20 protein-coding genes and 1 tRNA gene are annotated in these 20031 nt (G+C 66.7%); 13 read left to right on the top strand and 8 right to left on the bottom strand.

Annotated elements, in window-relative coordinates; translation table 11 throughout:
* Positions 1-125: 125 nt before the first annotated feature.
* Both rpsA and GYH34_RS02960 read right to left on the bottom strand, forming a co-directional pair.
* The gene (gene rpsA, locus GYH34_RS02965) at positions 126-1853 is read right to left on the bottom strand and encodes a 30S ribosomal protein S1 (protein WP_161912296.1); all 1728 of its coding nucleotides are present in this window, start codon (positions 1851-1853) and stop codon (positions 126-128) included.
* Between the two features lie 267 nt (positions 1854-2120).
* The gene (locus GYH34_RS02960; protein ID WP_161912295.1) at positions 2121-2756 is read right to left on the bottom strand and encodes an outer membrane protein; all 636 of its coding nucleotides are present in this window, start codon (positions 2754-2756) and stop codon (positions 2121-2123) included.
* A gap of 204 nt (positions 2757-2960) precedes the next feature.
* Between GYH34_RS02960 and GYH34_RS02955 the strand changes: the two genes are divergently transcribed.
* On the top strand, positions 2961-3395 hold the full coding sequence (locus GYH34_RS02955; RefSeq protein ID WP_161912294.1) for a hypothetical protein: 435 nt from the start codon (positions 2961-2963) through the stop codon (positions 3393-3395).
* Positions 3396-3449: 54 nt separating this feature from the next.
* Here the strand turns inward: GYH34_RS02955 and GYH34_RS02950 are convergent, their stop codons facing one another.
* Both GYH34_RS02950 and GYH34_RS02945 read right to left on the bottom strand, forming a co-directional pair.
* Complete coding sequence (locus tag GYH34_RS02950) at positions 3450-4247, bottom strand: DUF1217 domain-containing protein (protein WP_161912293.1); 798 nt, start codon at positions 4245-4247, stop codon at positions 3450-3452.
* A 63-nt stretch (positions 4248-4310) separates the two neighbouring features.
* Entirely contained in the window at positions 4311-5621 is a 1311-nt protein-coding gene (locus GYH34_RS02945) for a TIGR03808 family TAT-translocated repetitive protein (RefSeq protein WP_244635243.1), read from the bottom strand.
* Between the two features lie 453 nt (positions 5622-6074).
* On the opposite strand from GYH34_RS02945, the gene GYH34_RS02940 reads away from it, so the two are divergent.
* From GYH34_RS02940 to GYH34_RS02920, 5 genes are all read left to right on the top strand, one after another.
* On the top strand, positions 6075-6623 hold the full coding sequence (locus tag GYH34_RS02940) for a DUF4274 domain-containing protein (protein WP_161912292.1): 549 nt from the start codon (positions 6075-6077) through the stop codon (positions 6621-6623).
* Positions 6574-7077, top strand: a complete 504-nt coding sequence (locus tag GYH34_RS02935; protein WP_244635242.1) for a GIY-YIG nuclease family protein — start codon at positions 6574-6576, stop codon at positions 7075-7077. Before GYH34_RS02940 ends, GYH34_RS02935 begins: the two co-directional genes overlap by 50 nt.
* A 25-nt stretch (positions 7078-7102) precedes the next feature.
* A complete protein-coding gene (gene hisS, locus GYH34_RS02930; protein WP_161912291.1) occupies positions 7103-8593 on the top strand; it encodes a histidine--tRNA ligase in 1491 nt (496 codons plus the stop codon).
* A gap of 117 nt (positions 8594-8710) precedes the next feature.
* Positions 8711-10186 carry a hypothetical protein gene (locus GYH34_RS02925; protein ID WP_161912290.1) on the top strand — a complete coding sequence of 492 codons (1476 nt, stop codon included), beginning with the start codon at positions 8711-8713 and terminating at the stop codon, positions 10184-10186.
* A gap of 78 nt (positions 10187-10264) precedes the next feature.
* Positions 10265-11656 (top strand): heme biosynthesis HemY N-terminal domain-containing protein, encoded by a 1392-nt coding sequence (locus GYH34_RS02920; RefSeq protein ID WP_161912289.1) that lies wholly within the window; start codon positions 10265-10267, stop codon positions 11654-11656.
* A 6-nt stretch (positions 11657-11662) separates the two neighbouring features.
* Here GYH34_RS02920 and GYH34_RS02915 read toward each other — a convergent pair whose 3' ends face one another.
* A complete protein-coding gene (locus GYH34_RS02915; RefSeq protein ID WP_161912288.1) occupies positions 11663-12160 on the bottom strand; it encodes a PAAR domain-containing protein in 498 nt (165 codons plus the stop codon).
* Positions 12161-12307: 147 nt separating this feature from the next.
* Here GYH34_RS02915 and GYH34_RS02910 point away from each other — a divergent pair, with 147 nt between their 5' ends.
* From GYH34_RS02910 to recO, 5 genes are all read left to right on the top strand, one after another.
* Positions 12308-13432 carry a DUF4424 family protein gene (locus tag GYH34_RS02910; RefSeq protein ID WP_161912287.1) on the top strand — a complete coding sequence of 375 codons (1125 nt, stop codon included), beginning with the start codon at positions 12308-12310 and terminating at the stop codon, positions 13430-13432.
* 93 nt (positions 13433-13525) lie between these two features.
* Positions 13526-13951 (top strand): hypothetical protein, encoded by a 426-nt coding sequence (locus GYH34_RS02905; RefSeq protein ID WP_161912286.1) that lies wholly within the window; start codon positions 13526-13528, stop codon positions 13949-13951.
* Between the two features lie 57 nt (positions 13952-14008).
* Entirely contained in the window at positions 14009-14284 is a 276-nt protein-coding gene (locus tag GYH34_RS02900) for a DUF6460 domain-containing protein (RefSeq protein ID WP_018267394.1), read from the top strand.
* Positions 14285-14372: 88 nt separating this feature from the next.
* Entirely contained in the window at positions 14373-14603 is a 231-nt protein-coding gene (locus GYH34_RS02895) for a DUF1737 domain-containing protein (RefSeq protein WP_024878069.1), read from the top strand.
* Between the two features lie 8 nt (positions 14604-14611).
* Positions 14612-15385, top strand: a complete 774-nt coding sequence (gene recO / locus GYH34_RS02890) for a DNA repair protein RecO (protein ID WP_161912285.1) — start codon at positions 14612-14614, stop codon at positions 15383-15385.
* Here the strand turns inward: recO and GYH34_RS02885 are convergent.
* The gene (locus GYH34_RS02885) at positions 15345-15587 is read right to left on the bottom strand and encodes a hypothetical protein (protein ID WP_161912284.1); all 243 of its coding nucleotides are present in this window, start codon (positions 15585-15587) and stop codon (positions 15345-15347) included. The genes recO and GYH34_RS02885 overlap by 41 nt on opposite strands.
* A 150-nt stretch (positions 15588-15737) precedes the next feature.
* Here GYH34_RS02885 and parC point away from each other — a divergent pair, with 150 nt between their 5' ends.
* A complete protein-coding gene (gene parC / locus GYH34_RS02880) occupies positions 15738-17993 on the top strand; it encodes a DNA topoisomerase IV subunit A (protein WP_161912283.1) in 2256 nt (751 codons plus the stop codon).
* Positions 17994-18025: 32 nt separating this feature from the next.
* Here the strand turns inward: parC and cysE are convergent, their stop codons facing one another.
* Complete coding sequence (cysE, locus tag GYH34_RS02875) at positions 18026-18859, bottom strand: serine O-acetyltransferase (RefSeq protein WP_161912282.1); 834 nt, start codon at positions 18857-18859, stop codon at positions 18026-18028.
* A gap of 16 nt (positions 18860-18875) precedes the next feature.
* On the bottom strand, positions 18876-19640 hold the full coding sequence (locus GYH34_RS02870) for an alpha/beta fold hydrolase (protein ID WP_161914860.1): 765 nt from the start codon (positions 19638-19640) through the stop codon (positions 18876-18878).
* Between the two features lie 185 nt (positions 19641-19825).
* Between GYH34_RS02870 and GYH34_RS02865 the strand changes: the two genes are divergently transcribed.
* Positions 19826-19902, top strand: a tRNA-Arg gene (locus tag GYH34_RS02865).
* Positions 19903-20031 lie beyond the last annotated feature (129 nt).

Here is a 20031-nt window from a genome sequence, read left to right as displayed (position 1 = left end):
TTTCGCCTTTTCTTTGCGTCCGTCATGTCCTCATGATTTCCACGAGACACGAAGGACCCTCATCCGACCCTCGCTGACGCGAGGGCCACCTTCTCCCACGAGTGGGAGAAGGGGTAAGCGCCGTCTTACTTCTTCGGCGCTTCTTCGCGGGCCTTGAGGGCCGCGCCGAGAATGTCGCCGAGCGAGGCGCCCGAATCGGCGGAGCCGTATTGGGCGATCGCCTCCTTCTCCTCGGCCATTTCCAGCGCCTTGATCGACACGGCGACCTTGCGCGCCTTGCGATCGAAGAGGGTGACGCGGACATCCACCTTCTCGCCGACGGCGAAACGCTCGGGGCGCTGGTCGGCGCGGTCGCGCGCCAGCTCGTTGCGCTTGATGAAGGTGGTGAGGTCGGTGCCGAGGATCTTCACCTCGAGACCGGCTTCCTTCACCTCGAGCACCTCGGTGGTGACGACAGCGCCCTTCTTCACCTCGCCACCCGCGCCCTCTTCGGCGACCGAGGCGAAAGGATCATTGGCGAGCTGCTTCACGCCGAGCGAGATGCGCTCCTTCTCGATATCGACGTCGAGCACCTGAGCGGTGATGACATCGCCCTTCTTATACTCTTCGATGACCTGCTCGCCGGGGCGATTCCAATCGAGATCGGAGAGATGGACCATGCCGTCCACATCGCCATCGAGGCCGATGAACAGGCCGAACTCGGTCTTGTTCTTGACCTCGCCCGAGACGGTGGAGCCCACCGGATGCTTCTCGGCGAAAGCCTCCCACGGGTTCTGCAGAGTCTGCTTGAGGCCGAGCGAGATGCGGCGCTTGACCGGATCGACCTCGAGCACCTGAACATCGACTTCCTGGCTCGTCGCGACGATCTTGCCGGGATGCACGTTCTTCTTCGTCCAGGACATTTCCGAGACGTGGACGAGGCCCTCGATCCCCGGCTCCAGCTCCACGAAGGCGCCGTAGTCGGTGATGTTGGTGACGCGGCCGTGGAACTTGGCGCCGATCGGATATTTCGCCTCGATGCCCTGCCACGGATCCTCGAGCAGCTGCTTCATGCCGAGCGAGATACGATGCGTCTCGTGATTGATCTTGATGATCTTCACGCGCACCGTCTGGCCGATGGTGAGCACCTCGCTCGGATGATTGACGCGGCGCCAGGCCACATCGGTGACATGCAGCAGGCCGTCGATGCCGCCGAGATCGACGAAGGCGCCGTAATCGGTGATGTTCTTGACGACGCCCTCGATGACCTGCCCCTCTTCGAGATTGGCCACGATCTCGTGACGCTGCTCGGCGCGGCTCTCCTCGAGCACGGTGCGGCGCGACACGACGATATTGCCGCGGCGGCGATCCATTTTGAGGATATGGAAGGGCTGCGGCACGTTCAGAAGCGGTCCGACGTCGCGGATCGGACGGATGTCGACCTGCGAACGCGGCAGGAAGGCCACGGCGCCGTCGAGATCGACGGTGAAGCCGCCCTTGACCTGATTGAAGATGACGCCTTCGACCTTCTCATTGCTTTCGAAGGCCTTCTCGAGCTTGACCCAGCTCTCCTCGCGGCGCGCCTTGTCGCGCGAGATGACGGCCTCGCCGAGCGCGTTCTCGATGCGCTCGAGATAGACCTCGACCTCTTCGCCCACCTTGGGGGCCGGGTCGCGGCCGAAGCCGGTGAATTCCTTGAGGGCGACGCGCCCTTCGGTCTTGAGGCCCACATCGATGACGGCGACGTCCTTCTCGATGGCGACCACGCGGCCCTTGATGACGGAACCCTCGAAAGCTTCGTTCTGGCCGTAGCTTTCTTCGAGCAGGGCGGCAAAGTCCTCGCGCGACGGGGCGCGCTCAGCTGCAGTTGACATGAGTTCTCCTGGAATGCCCTTTCGGGCGCGGCGCCGGCATGGGGTTGGCGTTGCGGATCGGGCCTCCTCGATCGGAAGTCCCCTCCCGCCGCCGAAGCGAGGCCTGGAGGAAACGAGAGTTCTGCTCAGAGAACTGGCCGGCGCGGCCCGATCGAAAATGCCCGTGTTTTTAAAATACGGAGAGGCTGGAAGGGAAACCCCGCCAGCCATCCACGCCTTATCTAGCAATTCGCCGCGCCGCGAGCAAGCCGCGCGAAAGCGTCGCGATCACCGCGACAGCGGATCGAAATGATAATTCAAGCCGACGCGGACAGTGTGAAAATTCGCGCCGCGCACGGCGCCCGGATCGCCGCCGCCCTTCTCGCCGAGATCGGTGAAGAGATATTCGGTCTTGACCGACCAGCGCGGCGCGAAGGCCCATTCGACGCCGCCGCCCGCGGTCCAGCCTTCGCGGACCGATCCGCCGACGTCGCCATAGGCGAAGCCGCCCGCGCCGTAGAACAGCACGCGGGAATCGAAGCCGGTGACGCCGAAGCGCCCGCGCAGCGTCCCGAACCAGGGCAGCGAGCGCGCCCCCTCGGATCCGCGCAGGCCCAGCGGATCGCGTCCGCGGCCGCCGCCGGAGAGGCTGGTCCCCGAAAAATCGGTCTCGAGGCCCACGACGAAGAGCGGGCCGATCCGATGATTATAGCCGACGAGCCCGCCGCCCGAGACCCCGGCGTCGGACTTGCCGGAGGCGAATGCGCCGGCGCCGATATCGAGACCGGCATAGACGCCGGTCCAGGCGAAAGCCGGCGGCGTCGGGGGCGGCTGGAAGACCCGCTCGCGCGACGGCAGATCCGCCGCCTGCGCGCCAGCGGAGAAAGCTGCGGCCACAACCAGAGCCGTGATGACTGGCTTCATGTAGAATCCTCGTTTCGACGACGCCCCCGCTTCGGCTTCGGCGATGGGGATTTCCTCCGTTTGTCCGAGAGGTTCGAGATGTTTCCGGCTCGCGGCGAAGTCGCGCCGAATTTTTGGCGCGCCGCCGCAAACGGAACCCTGACCATTGTAAACGAAGCGCTTTCACGCTAGAACGCGCCGTCGCTCACCAATGGATTGCCGACAATGAGTTTTGCACGCATCGCTTTATTGGCGGCCGCTCTCGGCCTTTCCGCCTGCAATACCGGCCCACGCGCCTATATTTACGCCGGCGGCAGCCAGGCTTCCGTGCAGAGGACGATTTCCGTCCCGCGCGGCTCCACCGCCTCGCTCGGCTTCGCCGCCAAGATCAATCCAGACTGCTCGCGCGCCGACAGTCCCGATCGCGTCACGCTCACCCAAGCCCCCTCGCATGGCCGGGTCGAGATTCGGCATGAGGCCGGCTACGCCTATTTCCGTCCCGGCAACCCGCGGTCGCGCTGCAACACCCAGCGCGTGCCCGGCATCAAGCTCTTCTACCATGCCGGCCCCAGCGCCTCGGGAACCGACACATTCTCCTACGACTGGTATTCGGGCTCCGGCGGGATCGCGCATGTCACCGTCACGGTGAATATTCTCTGACGCTTTTGGCGAGTGCGGTTTCCGCTTTTTCGTACGGAAGCCGCTTTCGCTGGATCAGAAATAGCCGAGCTTCATCCCCTGCATGTTCAGCAGCAGGCTGGAATCGAGCCCGAAGGTCGATCCAGAGCTGGACGTATCGAACAGCGTGGAGAGCAGGGAGGTCTGCGAATTGGCGTCGCCGCCATTGTTGTAATCATATTGGGCGGCGAAGCGGGCGATGAACTGCTGCAGCTTCTTCGAGTCCTTGAAATCGTCGAGGTTCACCTTCGACGACAGCAGCCGATATTGCGTGTCGATCGACTGCGACGAGGTGCTCGACGAAATGCCGAGCGCTGTCTGTACGACCGTCAAAATATTGCTGTCCGCGAGAATGCCATAGACGCTGGTGAGGCTCGGCGCGCGCTGCTGGAAATAGAGCGCGAGCTGCACGCCCGGATTCTGCTGGCCCTGGCTCGTCTCCAGCGCCTGCTCCGTATAGCGGCTCACCACATTGTCGACGAGCGTCGAGGAGGATGTCGTCGTCTCGCCATTGTCGGCGAAGTCGAATGCCGTCACGAAGGCCTTGATATTGGCGTTGTTGAGCGTGTTGGCGAGCGCCGAATTGCCGGAGACGCCGCCGTCCAGCGCTTTCTGCATGAGGCCTTTGGCGTAGGTCATGCTGCCGAGGCCGAAAGCGGTCATGGCGTAATTGAAAAGGCGCGTATCCTTCATGAAGGCGTCGACCGACGTCACCTTGCCGATATTGTCCTTGAAATATTGGGTCTGCGTCGCGACATCCGGCGATTTGGCGGTGATGGCCTGCCATTTGGCCTGATTATTGGCGATCTGCAGATAGCTGGCGAGCGTCGTCATGAAGATATTCCGAGGGACTGGCCCGCGATCATGCGCCCGAGGGTGTTGACGCAATGTTAAGTTTCAGCCGACCTCATTGCCGTCTATCGTGAGCCGCGGATATTTGGCCGCTGCGCCCGGCCGCGCGACATCTCCCGGCTGAATGTCCTGACCCGCTATCGCCGCTATGGCCGCCTTTTTCGCGCCGATGATCCTGTTGCGCGCGATGACCGCCGGCCCGACGCCCTCGCCGATCTGAAAGGTCACGCCATACTCGTTGTCGACGAGCTCATTGCCCTCGACGCGTATGTTCTGCCGATAGCCGCCGCAGCGCACGCCCATCCAGCCGCCGACCACAGTGTTGCCGGCGATCTCGACATTGCTCTCGGCCTCTATGCCGGTGAGCCAGCTCATAATGGGGCCGAACTCGTCATCGGGATGCGTCTCGTGCAGGCCGGTGATCCGATTGCCGATGACGAAGCCTATGTCCGTGCCGCGCTCGGCGTTGGCGAGCGCTATTCCGGCGCCGGCGTCGTCGATCTTATTGTCGCGGAAGCTCGCGCGCTTGGCGCCGAACTCCGCATACATGGCGCGCTCGCCGAAGCCCGAGCAATCATTGCCGACCACCTCGACATCATGGCCGGCATTGTTGCGCACCGCCGTATAGGCGCAGCGGCGGATGACGTTTTTCTCCACCCGCACGAAGCCGGAGCCCCAAATGCTCACGCCATTGCCATAGGCGCCGTCGCCGCCGGAGAGATTGCGAATATCGACGATCTCATTATTGCGGATGTGCGAGCCCTCGTAACGGCCGGCGGTCGTGGTCCACACTTGCACGCCATTGTCGCCGCAGCGGCGCACTTTGTTATTGTCTATATCGACGCCGAGCCCGTCGAGCGAGAAATAGCCGGCGTCGCGCACATCCTCGACGATATTCTGCGCGAAACGCCCGCCGCAGCGCAGGAGATTTATCCCCCTGCCGCCGGAGCGGCGAATCGTGCAGCCATGCACGGCGAGCTTCGGAATATCGGCGAGATCGAGAAGGCCTTGGCGACGATCGGCGAAAGCCGCGCCGCCGCCGTCGAAGCTCACATTCTCCAGCGTCAGCGCCGGAACATCGGCGGCGCGCAGCAGCGGGCCGGGGCCGCTCGCCTGCAGCACGGAGCCGCCCGCGGCGCCGATGATCGTGATTTTATCCTCGATAATGAGGGAGCGGATGCGCAGAACGCCGGCCGGCAGACGCAGGGCGCCTCCGGCGCGGGCAGCCTCGCGCAGGCGCCGCTGCAGCCAATCGGTGGCGTCCGGCGCGGCGGCGTCAGCGCCCGCGGCGGCGCCGAAAGCGGCGAAAGCGCCTGCTCCAAAAGCTAAAATCTCTCGTCGGGTCGGCCTGGCCACACCCCGGATTAGCTCGAGGAGCGCGACGCGTCGAGCCCGAACTGCCGCTTGTTTTTGCACTGCGGCCGCGCCAAATCAGGCATTGCGCCTAATTTATGTAGTTGCGTTACATAACGAGCCGAGGCATAAAGAGAGCGCCCAAACGGGTAATCGTCTTGCAAAGAACAAGTCTAGGTCCCGCCTCCACTGCTCTGCGACTTGCGACATCGCTCTGTTCGTCGAGGCGGTTCTCCTTTCTGCGACGCTCTACCCCTCCAGAGCGCGGCCTCATCCGTCGAGGTCGGTCCTTTGCGGTTCAGGTTCTCACGGTGTTGTCCAACTCCCCGTTTCGCGTACGCGCGGAACGGGGAGCCCCTTTTTATGCCGAAGCCCGTCGCACGGGAAGAGAGAACAGCGCTCGCCGTATGGGGCTTCGTGGTCGCTTCGTCGTTTTTGAGGAACCGGAGTCTCCTTATGCCTCTCGCGGTCGACGATCTCTTGCGTCGCTGGGTCGAGGAGCGCGCCGCGAGTCCCGAGCCGGGCGACGGCGAATATGCGCAATTCATCGCCGATTGGCTGCCGCTCGCCTCCAGCGACGACTGGCACAGAATGATTCTCGGCCATAATCGCGCGCTCGGCGACGCGCCCTTGTTCTGGATCATGCGCCAGAAGCGCTGCGAAAAGGCGACCGCGCTCGGAATTTTCTACCTCGCCCGGCCGGGCCTGCTGCTCGCCTATGGACAAGATCGCGCCAAAGTCCCGGAGCCGATGCGGCGCGCCTTTGATTTGATCGGCGAGATCAGAATGCGCTATGTCAACGGCTTCTACCGGGCGGCGACGCTGCGCTTCGACACGGTGGAGGCGCTGGCGCGCGAGGCTCGCCTGCCGGCGCGTTTCGACCAGAAGGCGCTCGACCTCCTCATTCCGCCGGAAATGCGCGTCTCGATTCCCGGACGAAAGCTCGGCCTGCAATATGGCGTCAGAAACCGCTTCCGCCTCGATGCGCCGCTCGGCGCGCGCTGAGCGCCCGGCGGCCCCCGACCAATCGTTTTCCGCGCTCGCTTTCATCCACGCTGCATCAGAGGCGCCGCCCGCGCCCGGCGCCTATGCGCTGCTCATCGCGCTATCGCGCCCGCTCGAGGCCAGCGCCGGACGCTGCGCGGCGACGCTCGCGCCGGGGCTCTATCTCTATTGCGGCTCGGCCAAAGGGCCAGGCGGGCTGCGCGCGCGGCTCGGCCGGCATATGCGGCAGGGCAAGCGGCGCCGCTGGCATATCGATCAGCTGACCGAGGCCGGCGAATCGCTCGGCGCCTGGATCACCGAGGCGAAGGGGGAATGCGACCTCGTCGCGGCGCTCTCGGCGCTGCCGGTTCCGCTCGAGGGATTCGGCAGCTCGGACTGTCCCCGCTGCCGCAGCCATCTGCTGTTCTGGCCGCCGGGCGAAGCCCCGGCTTTCCTCGCCGCGCAAAAATGCTAGGAAGAGCGCCGAAAAGGCGCACCCAATGTCAGACCAGAAGAAATCCAAGATTGAGGCCCGCTCCCCGCGCGGCCTCGCCGACCGCGACGCCGCAGAGCTGGCCGCCACCGGCCGCATGATCGACGTGATTCGCTCCGTCTATGAGCTCTACGGCTTCGAGGCGCTGGAGACCCCGGCGATCGAATATACCGACGCGCTCGGCAAATTCCTGCCGGACCAGGACCGCCCCAATGAGGGCGTCTTCTCCTTCCAGGACGACGACGAGCAATGGCTGTCGCTGCGCTATGACCTCACCGCGCCGCTGGCCCGCTATGTCGCGCAGAATTTCGACCGGCTTCCAAAGCCCTTCCGCAGCTATCGCTTCGGTAATGTCTATCGAAACGAAAAGCCGGGGCCGGGGCGCTTCCGCCAATTCATGCAATTCGACGCCGATACGGTGGGCGCGGCCTCGCCGGCCGCCGACGCCGAAATCTGCATGATGGCCGCCGACACGCTGGAGAAGCTCGGCATTCCGCGCGGCGACTATGTCATCAAGATCAACAGCCGCAAGGTGCTGGACGGGGTGATGAAGGCCATCGGCCTGGAGGGCGACGAGAACGCCGGCCGCCGCCTCACCGTGCTACGCGCCATCGACAAGATGGACCGGCTCGGCCCCGAGGGCGTGCGCCTGCTGCTCGGCCCGGGCCGCAAGGACGAGAGCGGCGACTTCACCAAAGGCGCCGGCCTCGCCGACGATGCGGTGGCGACGATCCTCTCCTTCACGCTCGGCGGGCAATATAAGGACGGCGAACCGCGCTTCGGCCTGTTCGAGCTGCTCGGCCGCAGCAATGTCGGCGCGGAAGGCGCCGAGGAATTGCTGGAGATCGAGGATCTCGTCCGTGACGCCGGCTTCGGCCCGGAGCGCATCCGCATCGATCCCTCCATCGTGCGCGGGCTCGAATATTACACGGGGCCGGTGTTCGAGGCCGATCTCACCTTCGAGACCAAGGACGAGAAGGGCCATCCGGTGCGCTTCGGCTCGGTCGGCGGCGGCGGACGCTATGACGGGCTCATCGGCCGCTTCCGCTCGGACAACACGCCGGCCACGGGCTTCTCGATCGGCGTCTCGCGCCTCTATGCGGCGCTGAAGCTGGTCGGCAGCCCGGTGGTTTCGGCGACGACGCGGCTCGGCCCGGTCGTCGTGCTGGCGCTCGACCGCGACCATATCGCCGATTATCAGCGCATGGTCGCCGCCCTGCGCAACGCCGGCGTTTCGGCGGAGCTCTATCTCGGCTCCTCCGGCATGAAGGCGCAGATGAAATATGCCGATAAGCGCAACAGCCCGGCAGTGGTGATCCAAGGTTCGGACGAGCGCGCCAAGGGCGAGGTGCAGATCAAGGATCTCATAGAGGGGGCGCGAGCGAGCGCGGCCATCTCCACCAATGAGGAATGGAAATCGGCCCGGCCCGCGCAATTCTCCGCCCCGGAGAGCGAGCTGGTCGAACAGATCAAGGCGCTGCTCGCCCGCCAGGGATGAGCGGCGCCGCCGCCCGAGCCGGAAATTCCCGGCGCGGCGCGGCTCGAACGCAGCGGCGGATGTTTCGCGGAATGTCCGCCTCGTCTATAAGGGGCTGCGGCGAGGAGCCCCTAGCACATGGCGCAGCACGACAAAGACCCCGCAGCGGATAGCCACGCGGCCGGCGAATCATCGGCGAACGACGCTTGGACGTCGACGAGCGTCGACCATCCGGCCGAGGCCGAGCGCATGGTGAGCGAAGCAATTTCGGCGCCCGCGAGGGAGGCCGCGCCGGAGCGAAAGCCGCGCCGCAAGAATTGGCATCGCTTCACGCTGCTGGCGGCGACGCTCGGCCTGCTGGCGACCGCGGGATCGATCGCCGCCTATCGTTTCCGCGACAAGAATGAGAAGCTCGCGGCCTTCGCCACTGTCGTGGACGAGACTTTCGCCCGACCGGAAAAGCTGATCGTAACGCTGCGCGAGACGATCGTGAAAGCGACCGGCAAGCCGGCGGCGCCCGAGAAGCCGGCCGCCAAGCCCGGCGCGGCCAAGCTCGCCGAGCCCCTCCAAAAATCGACGCCCGTGGAGACGAAGCCGGCAGAACCCGCCGTTCCGCCGCGCTCCGGCGGCGATCATATCACCTGGAACGCGCCCGCGACGCCCTCGGCTCCCCCCGCGCCCGTCCCGGCCCCTACGGCGCCGGCGGCGCCTGTCGTCGTGGCTCCTCCTCCTGCGCCGACCAAGCCGGCGGCGGCGGAGGCCGATCCGGTTTCCAACGCCCAAATCGAGGCGCTGACGCGCCGTCTCAACGAGCTGGAGCAAATCGCGCGCGAGGCCCTGGCGCTGGCGGAGCAGGCCCGCAGCGCAGAGCCCGCCGCCGCCCCCCGCGTGGAGGCGAAAGTCCCGGACCAGAAGGTGCAGGACGTCGAGGATAATGTCAGCGGCCTCGAGGGCCGGATCGACTGGCTCTCCGATGAGGTGAAGGGGCTGCGCGACAAGCTGGACGCGGCCAAGGATGAGACCCGCGCTCCGCGCGAGGTGGAGCCGGCCCCGCCGCCGCCCGCGCCCGTGGCCGCCGCGCCGGAGGAGAAAGGCCCCAATCCGGCCACCGTCGCCGTGGTGGCGCATTCGCTGCAGCGGTCGCTGGACCGGGGCGCCCCCTTCCCGTCCGAATACGCCATTCTCTCGGCCCAGGGCGCCGATTCGCAGGCGCTGGCCGCGCTCGCGCCTGTGGCCGAGAAAGGCGCTCCCGATGCGCGCGCGCTGCGCGCCTCCTTCCATCCGCTGGTGCGCAAGCTCGAGGCCTCCGCCGAGCTGAAGCCGGACGCCCCCCTGGCCGACCGGCTGCTGCACGGCGCCTCCAGACTGGTGAAGGTGCGCAGCCCGGTGGAGAAAGAAAAAGCCACGATCGGCGACATCGCCGACAAGCTGGAAGCCGCGCTCGACCGCGGCGAGATCGAGACGGCGCTGGCCGCTTTCGCCGAATTTCCCGACGCCGCCCAGGCCGTCGCGCGCGAGTGGGAGACGCAAGCCCGTCAGCGCGTGGAGGCCGAAAAGGCCGCGGCCTCTATTCTCGCGGGCGCGCTGGATGCGCTCGCAAAACCAAAGAACTGAGCAGGGCCAGACAATATCCTGCTGAAACAAAAAAATCTAAGCAGGCGCGCTTAGAGCCGAGGCGAGGATCGACGACCCATGATTCTGCTGCTCTTCTTCATTGCGGCGCTGGCCGCTCTGTCCATCGGCCTCCACTGGCTCATCGAGCAGCCCGGTTCGATCACGCTCGACTGGGGCGGCTATCACATAGAGACGACGCTGGTCGTCGGCGCGGCGGCGCTGCTCGCGACGATCGCGGCGATCCTCATCGCCTGGGCGATCATCGCCTATTTCTTCCAGGCGCCCGCGCGCTTGAAGCAGAGCTCCCGCGCCAAGCGCCGCGAGCGGGGCTTTCAGGCCCTCTCGCGCGGCATTGTGGCGGCCGGCGCCGGCCATGTCGCCGAGGCCAAGCGCGCCGCCAAGGAGGCGGTGAAAAATCTCGACAAGGAGCCGCTCACCTATCTGCTGCGCGCCCAGGTCGCCCAGCTCGAGGGCGACCGCGTCGGCGCCGAGACCGCCTTTCACGAGATGACGCAGCTCTCGGAGACGCGCCTTCTCGGCCTGCGCGGCCTGCACATAGAGGCCAAGCGCCGCAAGGACGACGAGGCGGCGCATCATTTCGCCGATCAGGCGCATCAGCTCGCGCCGCTGCCCTGGGCCGGCCATGCGCTGCTCGAGCATCACGGCGCCCAAGCCAATTGGGAAGAGGCGCGCATCGCCGTCGAGGCCAATCTGAAGGCCAAGGCCATCGATCTGCCGACCGCCCAGCGCCTGCGCGCCGTGGTGGAGACCGCTCTGGCGCTGGAGAAGCAGGCCGAGCATCCGAGCGAGGCGCTGCATCTCGCCCGCCAGGCGGTGAAGCGCGCGCCCGATCTGGTTCCGGCGATCGCGCTGATCGGCCGCCTGCTCGCCCGCCATGGCGACAGCGCCAAGGCGCTGAAGCTGCTCGAGAAAGCCTATTCTGAGCATCCGCATCCCGATATCGCCGAGGCCTTCCTCGAGACCGCGCCGAGCGAGTCCAACGCCGAGCGTCTGACGCGGGTGAAGAAATTCGCCGCATCCGCCTCTCATTCGGCGGAGGCGGGAATCCTCGTCGCCCGCGCGGCGCTGGCGGCGCGCGATTTCGGCGCCGCGCGCAAGGCGCTGGCTCCGCTGGTCGCCGAGGGCAAGACGCCGACCGCCCAGGTCTGCCTGCTGATGGCCGAGCTCGAGGACGCCGAGAACGGCCCCAGCGGGCCGGTGCGCGAATGGCTGGCCCGCGGCTCGCGCGCGCCGCGCGATCCCGCCTGGATCGCCGATGGCGTCATCTCGCGTCGCTGGGCGCCGGCCTCTCCCGTCACCGGCAAGCTGGACGCTTTCGTCTGGGCGACGCCGCCCGAGCCCGTCCGCGGCCCGACCGAGGACGCCCATGCCGATATTCCGGCGGCGTTTTTGACGCGGCCGGAGCGGCTGCTGGAAGCCAAGATCGAGGAAGAGAGCGCGACGGCCTGACGCGCGCTACCCGCCGATCCGCACGGTCGGCAGGCCCATGACGATCTTGTTCGGCGGGCCGACCGCCTCGACGATGGTGTCGCCCTGCCGGCAGGCGGGCAGGCCGTTGATGAAGACGCTGGTGGAGCCGTCCACCACCACGCCCGGCCCATGCGGCGGGATCGGCAGCGGCGTCGCACACATATGAATATCCGCGCCGCTGGCGGCGCCGCTGATCATCGATCCCATGCTGGCGGCCGCCGCCGCCTTGGTCGCCTGCTCGGCCGCCAGAGCGGCGGGCGCGCCCGGCGTGCCGGCGGCGGCCAGCGTCGCCGCCTCGGCGGCCTGGATCGTCGCGTCGGAAGTGGCCTTCGCGGATTGTATCGCCGCGGCGGCCGCGCCGCCGACGCCGCGCCATGCCGGCAATTGTCCGATGAACACGTTGAAGCTGCCGGGGCCCGGCGTCAGCACCGGCGGCAGAGGATGGGCCACAGGGTCGCTCACGCGCGCAGCCGGCCGTCCCATGATCCGCTCCCTCTACGATCTCGAGCAATGCATATCAGCCTATTCGATAGGCCATCGCCGTCAATCGCACTGTGCGCCCGCCCATATCGCTTTCGCGCCGGAAACGATATTCTCGCGCGCATTTTCTAAAGTGAAAGGCGGCTTTCGATGAGTCTTCTCTTCCCCCGGGGCGCCGGATTGGCGGCGGCGATTCTGGCGCTCGGCCTATGGGGCGCGCGGGCGGAAGAGACTCTTCAAGAGCTGGTCCATCGCGGCCCGGAGCTCGCCGGGCTCGAGGCGGCGGGACTCGTCGTCGAGCAGATGGAGCTGACGCTCGGCGCGCAGAACAGCTCGCTGAAATATCGCATCGTCAATCCCACGGCGGCGCCGGCGCGGACCAATGTGACCTTCCCTCTTCCCGAGATCGATTTTTCCGATCCAGACGCAGCCTGGTCGATTCCCGGCGCCGACCCGGTCAATTACATCGGCCTCGCCGCGACCGTCGATCAAAAGCCGGCGCCTCTCGCCGTCACGCAGAGCGCCTTCGTCGACGGCAAGGATGTGACCGCCGCGCTGCGGCGCAGCGGCCTGCCGCTGGTTCCCATCGGCTTTTTTCACGACAAGCTCGCCGCTCTGACGGCGGACGCCCGCGCGCGGCTCGTCAAGGACCGGCTCATCGCCGAGAATGGCGTCGATCAGGCGGGAAATCCGATCTACGCGCCGCGCTGGTCGGTGCGCGGCGCGGCGACGCGCACGCTCGATCTCGCGCCCGGACAGGGCGCGCTGCTCGATTTTCGCTTTCGCTCGAGCGTCGGCGTCGCGCGCGACAGCGTGCTGCGCGAGCCCTTGCGCTCCTCCAAGGAGCTGGCGGCGGAGGTGGAGCGCCGCCGCGCCGATTATTGCCTCGATCGCGCCTTTCTCGCGGGCGTCGACAAAATGGTCTCCGCCGCAGCGGCGCGGCGCTCGGCGGCGCAGGAAGCCGCCGCGCTTCCGCCGGAGGAGGCCCTGGCCGCGGATACGCCGAAAAAGCCGCAGCCCGTGGTGCGGATATTCCCCGAGGCCAATGTCGCCGAGCTGCAGGAGCGCCACATCGCCTTCGATCTCGGCGCCGGCGCGCCGGCCGCGCCGGTTCGGCAATTCCGCCTCGTCGTGGACAAGGGCAAGCCGACCCGCCTCGTGAGCTTCTGCCTCGCCGATCTGAAGAAAATCTCGCCCACCGCCTTCGAGATGCGCGCCGCCGATTTCCGGCCGACCGGCCTGCTGCGCGTGCTGCTCCTCGGCCCCAAGGATTGAATGCGGGCGGCCCCGCCTATTGACGCGCGCCGCCCCTCTCGCCACATCGGAGCGGGGCCTCGAGGGGCGGCCTGTTGAAACTGGTCGGAGCCGATGCGCGTCTTTTCCCTCGTCTGTCTCGCCCTTCTCGCCGCCGCCCCCGCGCGGGCCGAAGCCTCCGCCGCAGAGCCTTCCCAGAGCGAGGCCGGCCGCTTCGCCATGAGCCCGACGGAAGGCGGAATGCTGCGGCTCGACAAGCAGACCGGCGCGGTCTCCTTCTGCACGGTGGAGGGCGGGCTCTCCGTCTGCCGCGTCGCCGCGGAGGAGCGCGCCGCGCTGCAGGAGGAGATCGACCGCCTCGCCCGCGAGAACGCGCAATTGCGCGCCAAGCTCCCCGGCGCCGCGCCGGAGGCGACAGCCCCTCGCAAGGGCCTGCCCGGAGAGGAAGAATTCGAGCGCGCGCTCTCCTTTACCGAGCGATTCCTGCGGCGCATGATGCAGCTCTTCCGCGAGGAGGCTCCCAAGGGCGACAGCCTCTGATAGAATTTCGCGTGATCGTTTCGCGTCGATCACGCCGCAATCGAGAGCGAAGGACGCATGGCCTCCAATAGTCGACTCCATGATTTTCTCGGCGGCTCGCCGCTGCAAGTGCTCGTCAAGCTGCTGTTCGTCTCGCTGGTCGTCGGCGCGCTGCTGATGTGGCTGGAGATCGAGCCCATGGATCTCGTCCATGGCGCACGGCGCTTCTTCGACCGCATTTCCTCGCTCGGCTTCGGCGCAGTGCATACGGTCATCGGCTATGTGATCACCGGCGCGGTCATCGTGGTGCCGATCTGGTTCGTGCTGCGGCTTTTCAATTCCGGACGGCGCTAGAGAAAATTCTTGCGCGAGGCCGCCGGCACGAGGATGACGGCGCGAGCGCCCGGGCGAATCGCCCGCCGGCCATTCCCGAGAGGTCACAATGTCCGCAACTCTAGGCAAGAGATCGACCGTCTATCGCTATCTGACCGGTCCAGACGATGTGGAGTTCTGCAAGCGCGTCACCGAGGCGCTGAGCCTCGGCTGGTCGCTCTACGGCTCGCCGACGCTGACCTTCGACGCCACGAAAGGCAAGGTGATCTGCGGCCAGGCGATCACCAAGGACGTCTATGATTTCAAATACACGCCGGACGTGAAGCTCTCCGAGCTGTGACAGGATAGATGGATTGGCGGGACGAAGGGCTCGTCATCGGCGTCAAGCGCCACGGCGAGTCCGCGGTCATATTGGAGCTGATGACGCGCGCGCATGGCCGTCACGCCGGCATGGTGCGCGGCGGCGCCGGCCGCGCGCTGCGCTCCGTGCTGCAGCCGGGCAATAGCGTCGAGGTCGCCTGGCGGGCGCGGCTCGAGCAGCATCTCGGCGCTTTCGCCGTCGAGCCTCTGCGCTCGCGGGCGGCGCGGCTCATCGACCGCGCCTTCGCTCTGCATGGAGTCGGCCATCTCTGCGCGCTGCTGCGGCTGCTGCCGGAGCGCGATCCGCATGGCGAATTGTTCGATATGGCCGAGGTCATCGCCGATCGGCTCGATTCGCTCGATCTCGCCCCGGCGCTGATGGCGCGCTTCGAGCTGGCGCTGCTGGCGGCGCTGGGCTTCGGCCTCGATCTCGAGCGCTGCGCCTTGACGGGGGAGACGGCCGATCTCGCCTTCGTGTCGCCAAAGACGGGCCGCGCCGTCGCTCGCGCGGCCGGAGCGCCCTGGCGCGATCGTCTGCTGCCCTATCCCGAGTTTCTCCGAATGCCGGCGCCTGCGCCGGCCGATGCGGGGGAGGTGGCGGCGGCCTTTCGCCTCACCGGACATTTTCTGCAGCGCGACGTCTTCGGCCCGCGCGGGCTCACGACGCCGCAGGCGCGCGGGCTCTATGTCGCGGCCGCAGCGGCGCGCGGGCCCGCCACGCTCACTCGTGCTCGCACACCACCCGGCGCTCATGACGGCTGACGCCATAGCCTTCGTCGATGGGCACTTCCACCTCCTTGCACAGCGCCTGCGCCGAGCCGCGACGCGCCTCTTTCTTCTCCGCCGAATCCTCATGCAGGAAGGGCAGCCAATCGAGCAGCGAGGCTTCCAGCGCCATGGAGCGGGCGCTGGCCCCCGCGAGGGCGGCGGCGACGAAAAACGCGAACAGGAGAGGCTTCTTCATGAGATGCGGCTCGAAAAGACGGCGCTGCGACAGGACGCCGAAAGCTGCGCTGTCTTAGTGGAAGCACGCAGCGACGGCAATGGTTCACGCCAGAGTCGCGACGGGATATAAGCGCGCGCAGTAAACGCCGAAAGGGCGGGAGTCGGCGATATGGCGAAAAGCGGAACGACGACGACGGAAGACGGCGGCGGAGATGCGCTGCCGGTGGAATTGCGCACGGCGCTCGAGGAGCGATACCTCACCTATGCGCTCTCGACGATCACCGGACGCGCGCTGCCGGATGCGCGCGACGGCTTGAAGCCGGTGCATCGCCGCATTCTCTACGGAATGCAGATGCTGCGGCTGGACCCGAACACGCCGTTCAAGAAATGCGCGAAGATCGTCGGCGATGTGATGGGCTCCTTCCATCCGCATGGCGATCAGGCGATCTACGACGCGCTGGTGCGCCTCGCGCAGGATTTCTCCTCGCGCTATCCGCTCGTCGACGGGCAAGGCAATTTCGGCAATGTCGATGGCGACGCCGCCGCCGCCTATCGCTACACGGAAGCGCGCATGACCGCGGTCGCGCGTCTGCTGCTCGAGGGCATCAACGAGGACGCGATCGACTTTCGCCCCAATTATTCGGGCGAAGAGCAGGAGCCGGTGGTGCTGCCGGCGGCCTTCCCCAATCTTCTCGCCAATGGCGCGCAAGGCATCGCCGTCGGCATGGCGACCTCCATTCCGCCGCATAATCTCAATGAGCTGTGCGACGCGGCGCTCTATCTGATCTCGCATCGCAGCGCCACGGCGGAGCAATTGCTCACCTTCGTGCAAGGGCCGGATTTTCCGACCGGCGGCATTGTCGTCGATCCGCGCCCGCAGATCGTCGAGACCTATCGCACCGGCCGCGGCTCCTTCCGCCTGCGCGCGCGCTGGCACAAGGAGGAGACCGCGCGCGGGCAATGGGTCGCGGTCGTCACCGAGATTCCCTATGGCGTGCAGAAGTCGCGCCTCATCGAGAAGCTCGCCGAGCTGGTCGTCGAGAAGAAGGCGCCGCTCGCCGGCGATGTGCGCGACGAATCGGCCGAGGATGTGCGCGTCGTCATCGAGCCGCGCACGCGCGCGGTCGATCCGGCGCTGATGATGGAGACCTTGTTCAAGCTCTCCGAGCTGGAGGTGCGTTTCCCGGTCAATATGAATGTGCTCGTCGACGGCGCCGTGCCGCGCGTCGTCTCGCTGGACGAGGCTCTGCGCCAATGGCTCGACCATCGCCGCGAGGTGCTGGAGCGCCGCTCGCGTCATCGTTTGGCGGAGATCGTCCGCCGCCTCGAGGTGCTCGAGGGCATGATCATCGTCTTCCTCAATCTCGACGAGGTGATTCGCATCATCCGCGAGGAGGACGAGCCCAAGCAGGCGTTGAAGGCGGCTTTCGAGCTGACCGACGTGCAGGTCGATTATATTCTCGACACGCGCCTGCGCGCCTTGCGCAAGCTGGAAGAGATGGAGCTTCGCAAGGAGCATGCGAAGCTGCTCGAGGAGAAGACGGAGGTCGAATCGCTGCTCGCCGACGAGGGCAAGCAGTGGAAGACGATCACCACGCAGATTCGCGAGCTGAAGAAGACGATTCTCGCCGACGCCAAGCTCGCCAAGCGCCGCACCACTTTCGAGGATGCGCCGGAGGCGACCGACATCGATCTCGCCGAGGCGCTGATCGAGCGCGAGCCGATCACCATCGTCGTGACGCAAAAGGGCTGGATACGCGCGCTGAAAGGCCATGTGGCCGATCTGACGCAGCTGCAGTTCAAGGGCGACGATGCGCTGGAGACCTCCTTCTTCGCGCAGACGACGTCCAAGGTTCTGGCGCTCACCTCGAATGGCAAGGCCTACACGCTGGACGCCGCCAAGCTGCCCGGCGGGCGCGGCTATGGCGAGCCGATAAGGCTGATGGCCGATATCGACGAGGATGCGGCGATCGTGAAGGTTCTGCCGCAGACGCCGGACGCGCTGCTGCTGCTCGTCGCCGACGACGGCCGCGGCTTTATCGTCTCGCAGAACGATCTCGTCGCGACGACGCGCAAGGGCCGCGCCGTCTTCAATGTCGAGGAGACGACGAAGCTGAAGATCGTGACGCCGGCGGAGGGCGATCATGTCGCCATCATCGGCGAGAATCGCAAGCTTCTGGTGTTCCCGCTCGCCGAGGCGCCGCAAATGGCGCGCGGCAAGGGCGTGCGGCTGCAACGCTACAAGGATGGCGGCGTCGCCGACGCCAAGGTCTTCGCGCTGGCGGGCGGGCTGACCTGGGTCGATTCGTCTGGCCGCACCTTCACCGTGGACAAGCGCGAGCTGAGCGAATGGATCGCCCATAGGGCGGAGGCGGGCCGCCTGCCGCCGCGGGGGTTCCCGAAGAGCAATCGATTCGGGGGGTGAGCCGCGAGACCCGGTTGAGGAAGTCGGCTCTTCTACAACCCCGGATCGTGCGACTCGTCGATGATCTGATCCATCGTCAGCGCCGGCTCGGCAGCGCCCACATCGCCGATGACCCGCGCCGGCACGCCGGCGACCGTCTTATGCGCCGGCACCGACTCCAGCACCACCGAGCCCGCCGCCACGCGGGCGCGCTCGCCGATCTCTATGTCGCCGAGCAGCTTGGCCCCCGCCCCGATCAGCACGCCATGGCGCACCTTGGGATGACGCGCGCCGCCGGCCGTGCCGGAGCCGCCCAGCGTCACCCCATGCAGCATGGAGACGTCATGCTCTATGACGCTGGTGGCGCCGATCACCACGCCGGTTGCGTGATCGAGAAAGAAGCCGGCGCCGATTCGCGCCTGCGGATGGATGTCGGTCTGGAAACGCGCCGAGGCGAGGCTCTGGAGCCAGAGCGCGAGATCGCTGCGGCCGGAGCGCCACAGCCCATGCGCCAGCCGATAGGTCTGGATGGCGTGGAAGCCCTTGAAATAGAGCGCCGCCTCGAGCAGCCGCGTGCAGGCGGGATCACGGTCGAAAACGGCCATCAGATCGGCCCGCAACGTCGCGCCCAGCGCCGAATCACGCGCCATCTGCTCGTGGCAGAGCCGCTCTATGACCGTCGCCGGCAGCTCCGGCGCCGCGAGGCGCTGCGCGATTCGATGCGCGATCACCGCCTCTAGGCTGTCCTGCGCCAGAACCGCCGCATAGAGAAAGGCCGCCATATTGGGCTCGCGGCCCGCGGCGGCCTCGGCCTCCGCCGAGAGGCGGGCGAAAAGCGGATCGACGCCGGAAAGGGCGACGAGCCGGGCGTGGGCGCTGTCGGTCATGGCGTCGCTCCGCGGCCTATTCCCGCTGCGCGAGGAAATCGAGCACCGCCTGCTTGAAGACGCGATCGCCGACGGCGCGATTGTGGTCGCGGCCGGGAATGTCGACGATATGGGCGTCCGGGAACAAGGGCTCGAGCGGATGCGGATCGCCGGCCACCTCATCGCGCGTGCCGACGCAGATCAGCACGGGGACCTTTATCGCGGCGAGCCGGGCGCGGTCGACGATCTGATTCGGTCCGCGCGCGCAGGCGGCGAGCGACAGCAGATCGGCGCGCGTGGCCTCGGCGAAGCCGCGGAACATCTTCAGCAGCGGATCGTCGATATCCTCGATGCGCTCGGCCTCCATGGCCTCGGCCAGGCCGCGCGGCAGGCCGGTGGTCACGAGATTGGCGCCGATGCCGCCGAGCACGAGGGAGCGGACGACCTCGGGATGATTCAGCGCCAGCGTGACGGCGATTCGCGCGCCCATGGAATAGCCCATCACATCGGCGCGGGCGACGCCGAGGCTCGCGAGCAGATGGGCGACGTCCCCGGCCATCAGCGCGAGATCATAGGCGGCGGGATCGTAAATCTTCTCCGAGCGGCCGTGGCCACGATTGTCCAGCACGATGACGCGCCGACCATCCTCGGTCAAAGTCTTGACCCATTGGGGAAAAAGCCAGTTCACAGCATGCGTCGAGGCAAAGCCGTGAATGAGAACGATCGGCTCCCCACGATCCTCCGTCAGCGGCGGAAAATCGATATAGGCGATCTGCGCGCCATTCGACCCGAACTCGTCCATCATCAATCCTATTTTATTACATTCAAGGAGCGTCGGCATCAGGATCGTCGGTAATTATCGCAGCCGTAGGGCAGCGCAAGCGTCTTGGCGGGGGAAATATCTTCCTATTGCCAAGCGGCCTCGTAGCCGCTAAACGACCTCTCCACCGGTTCGACGCATCTTCACGACGCGGAACGGACCGTAAGGCGCCCGTAGCTCAGCTGGATAGAGCACCAGACTACGAATCTGGGGGTCAGGAGTTCGAATCTCTTCGGGCGCGCCATTTTTTTTCAAAAAGTCAGGACGACAAAGCGCCGGCGCTCGATGCGGGCGCTCATCGCTGCTCGCAAATCTACCTCTGCGGCGAATTGGCATAGGCTTCGGCCGGAGCGTGCATGCGCGCTCCGCGATT

The sequence above is a fragment of the Methylosinus sp. C49 genome, assembly GCF_009936375.1.
Taxonomy (GTDB): Bacteria; Pseudomonadota; Alphaproteobacteria; order Rhizobiales; family Beijerinckiaceae; genus Methylosinus.
Note: the sequence above shows the minus strand (reverse complement) of the source record. Positions and strands in the feature narration are given on the sequence as shown.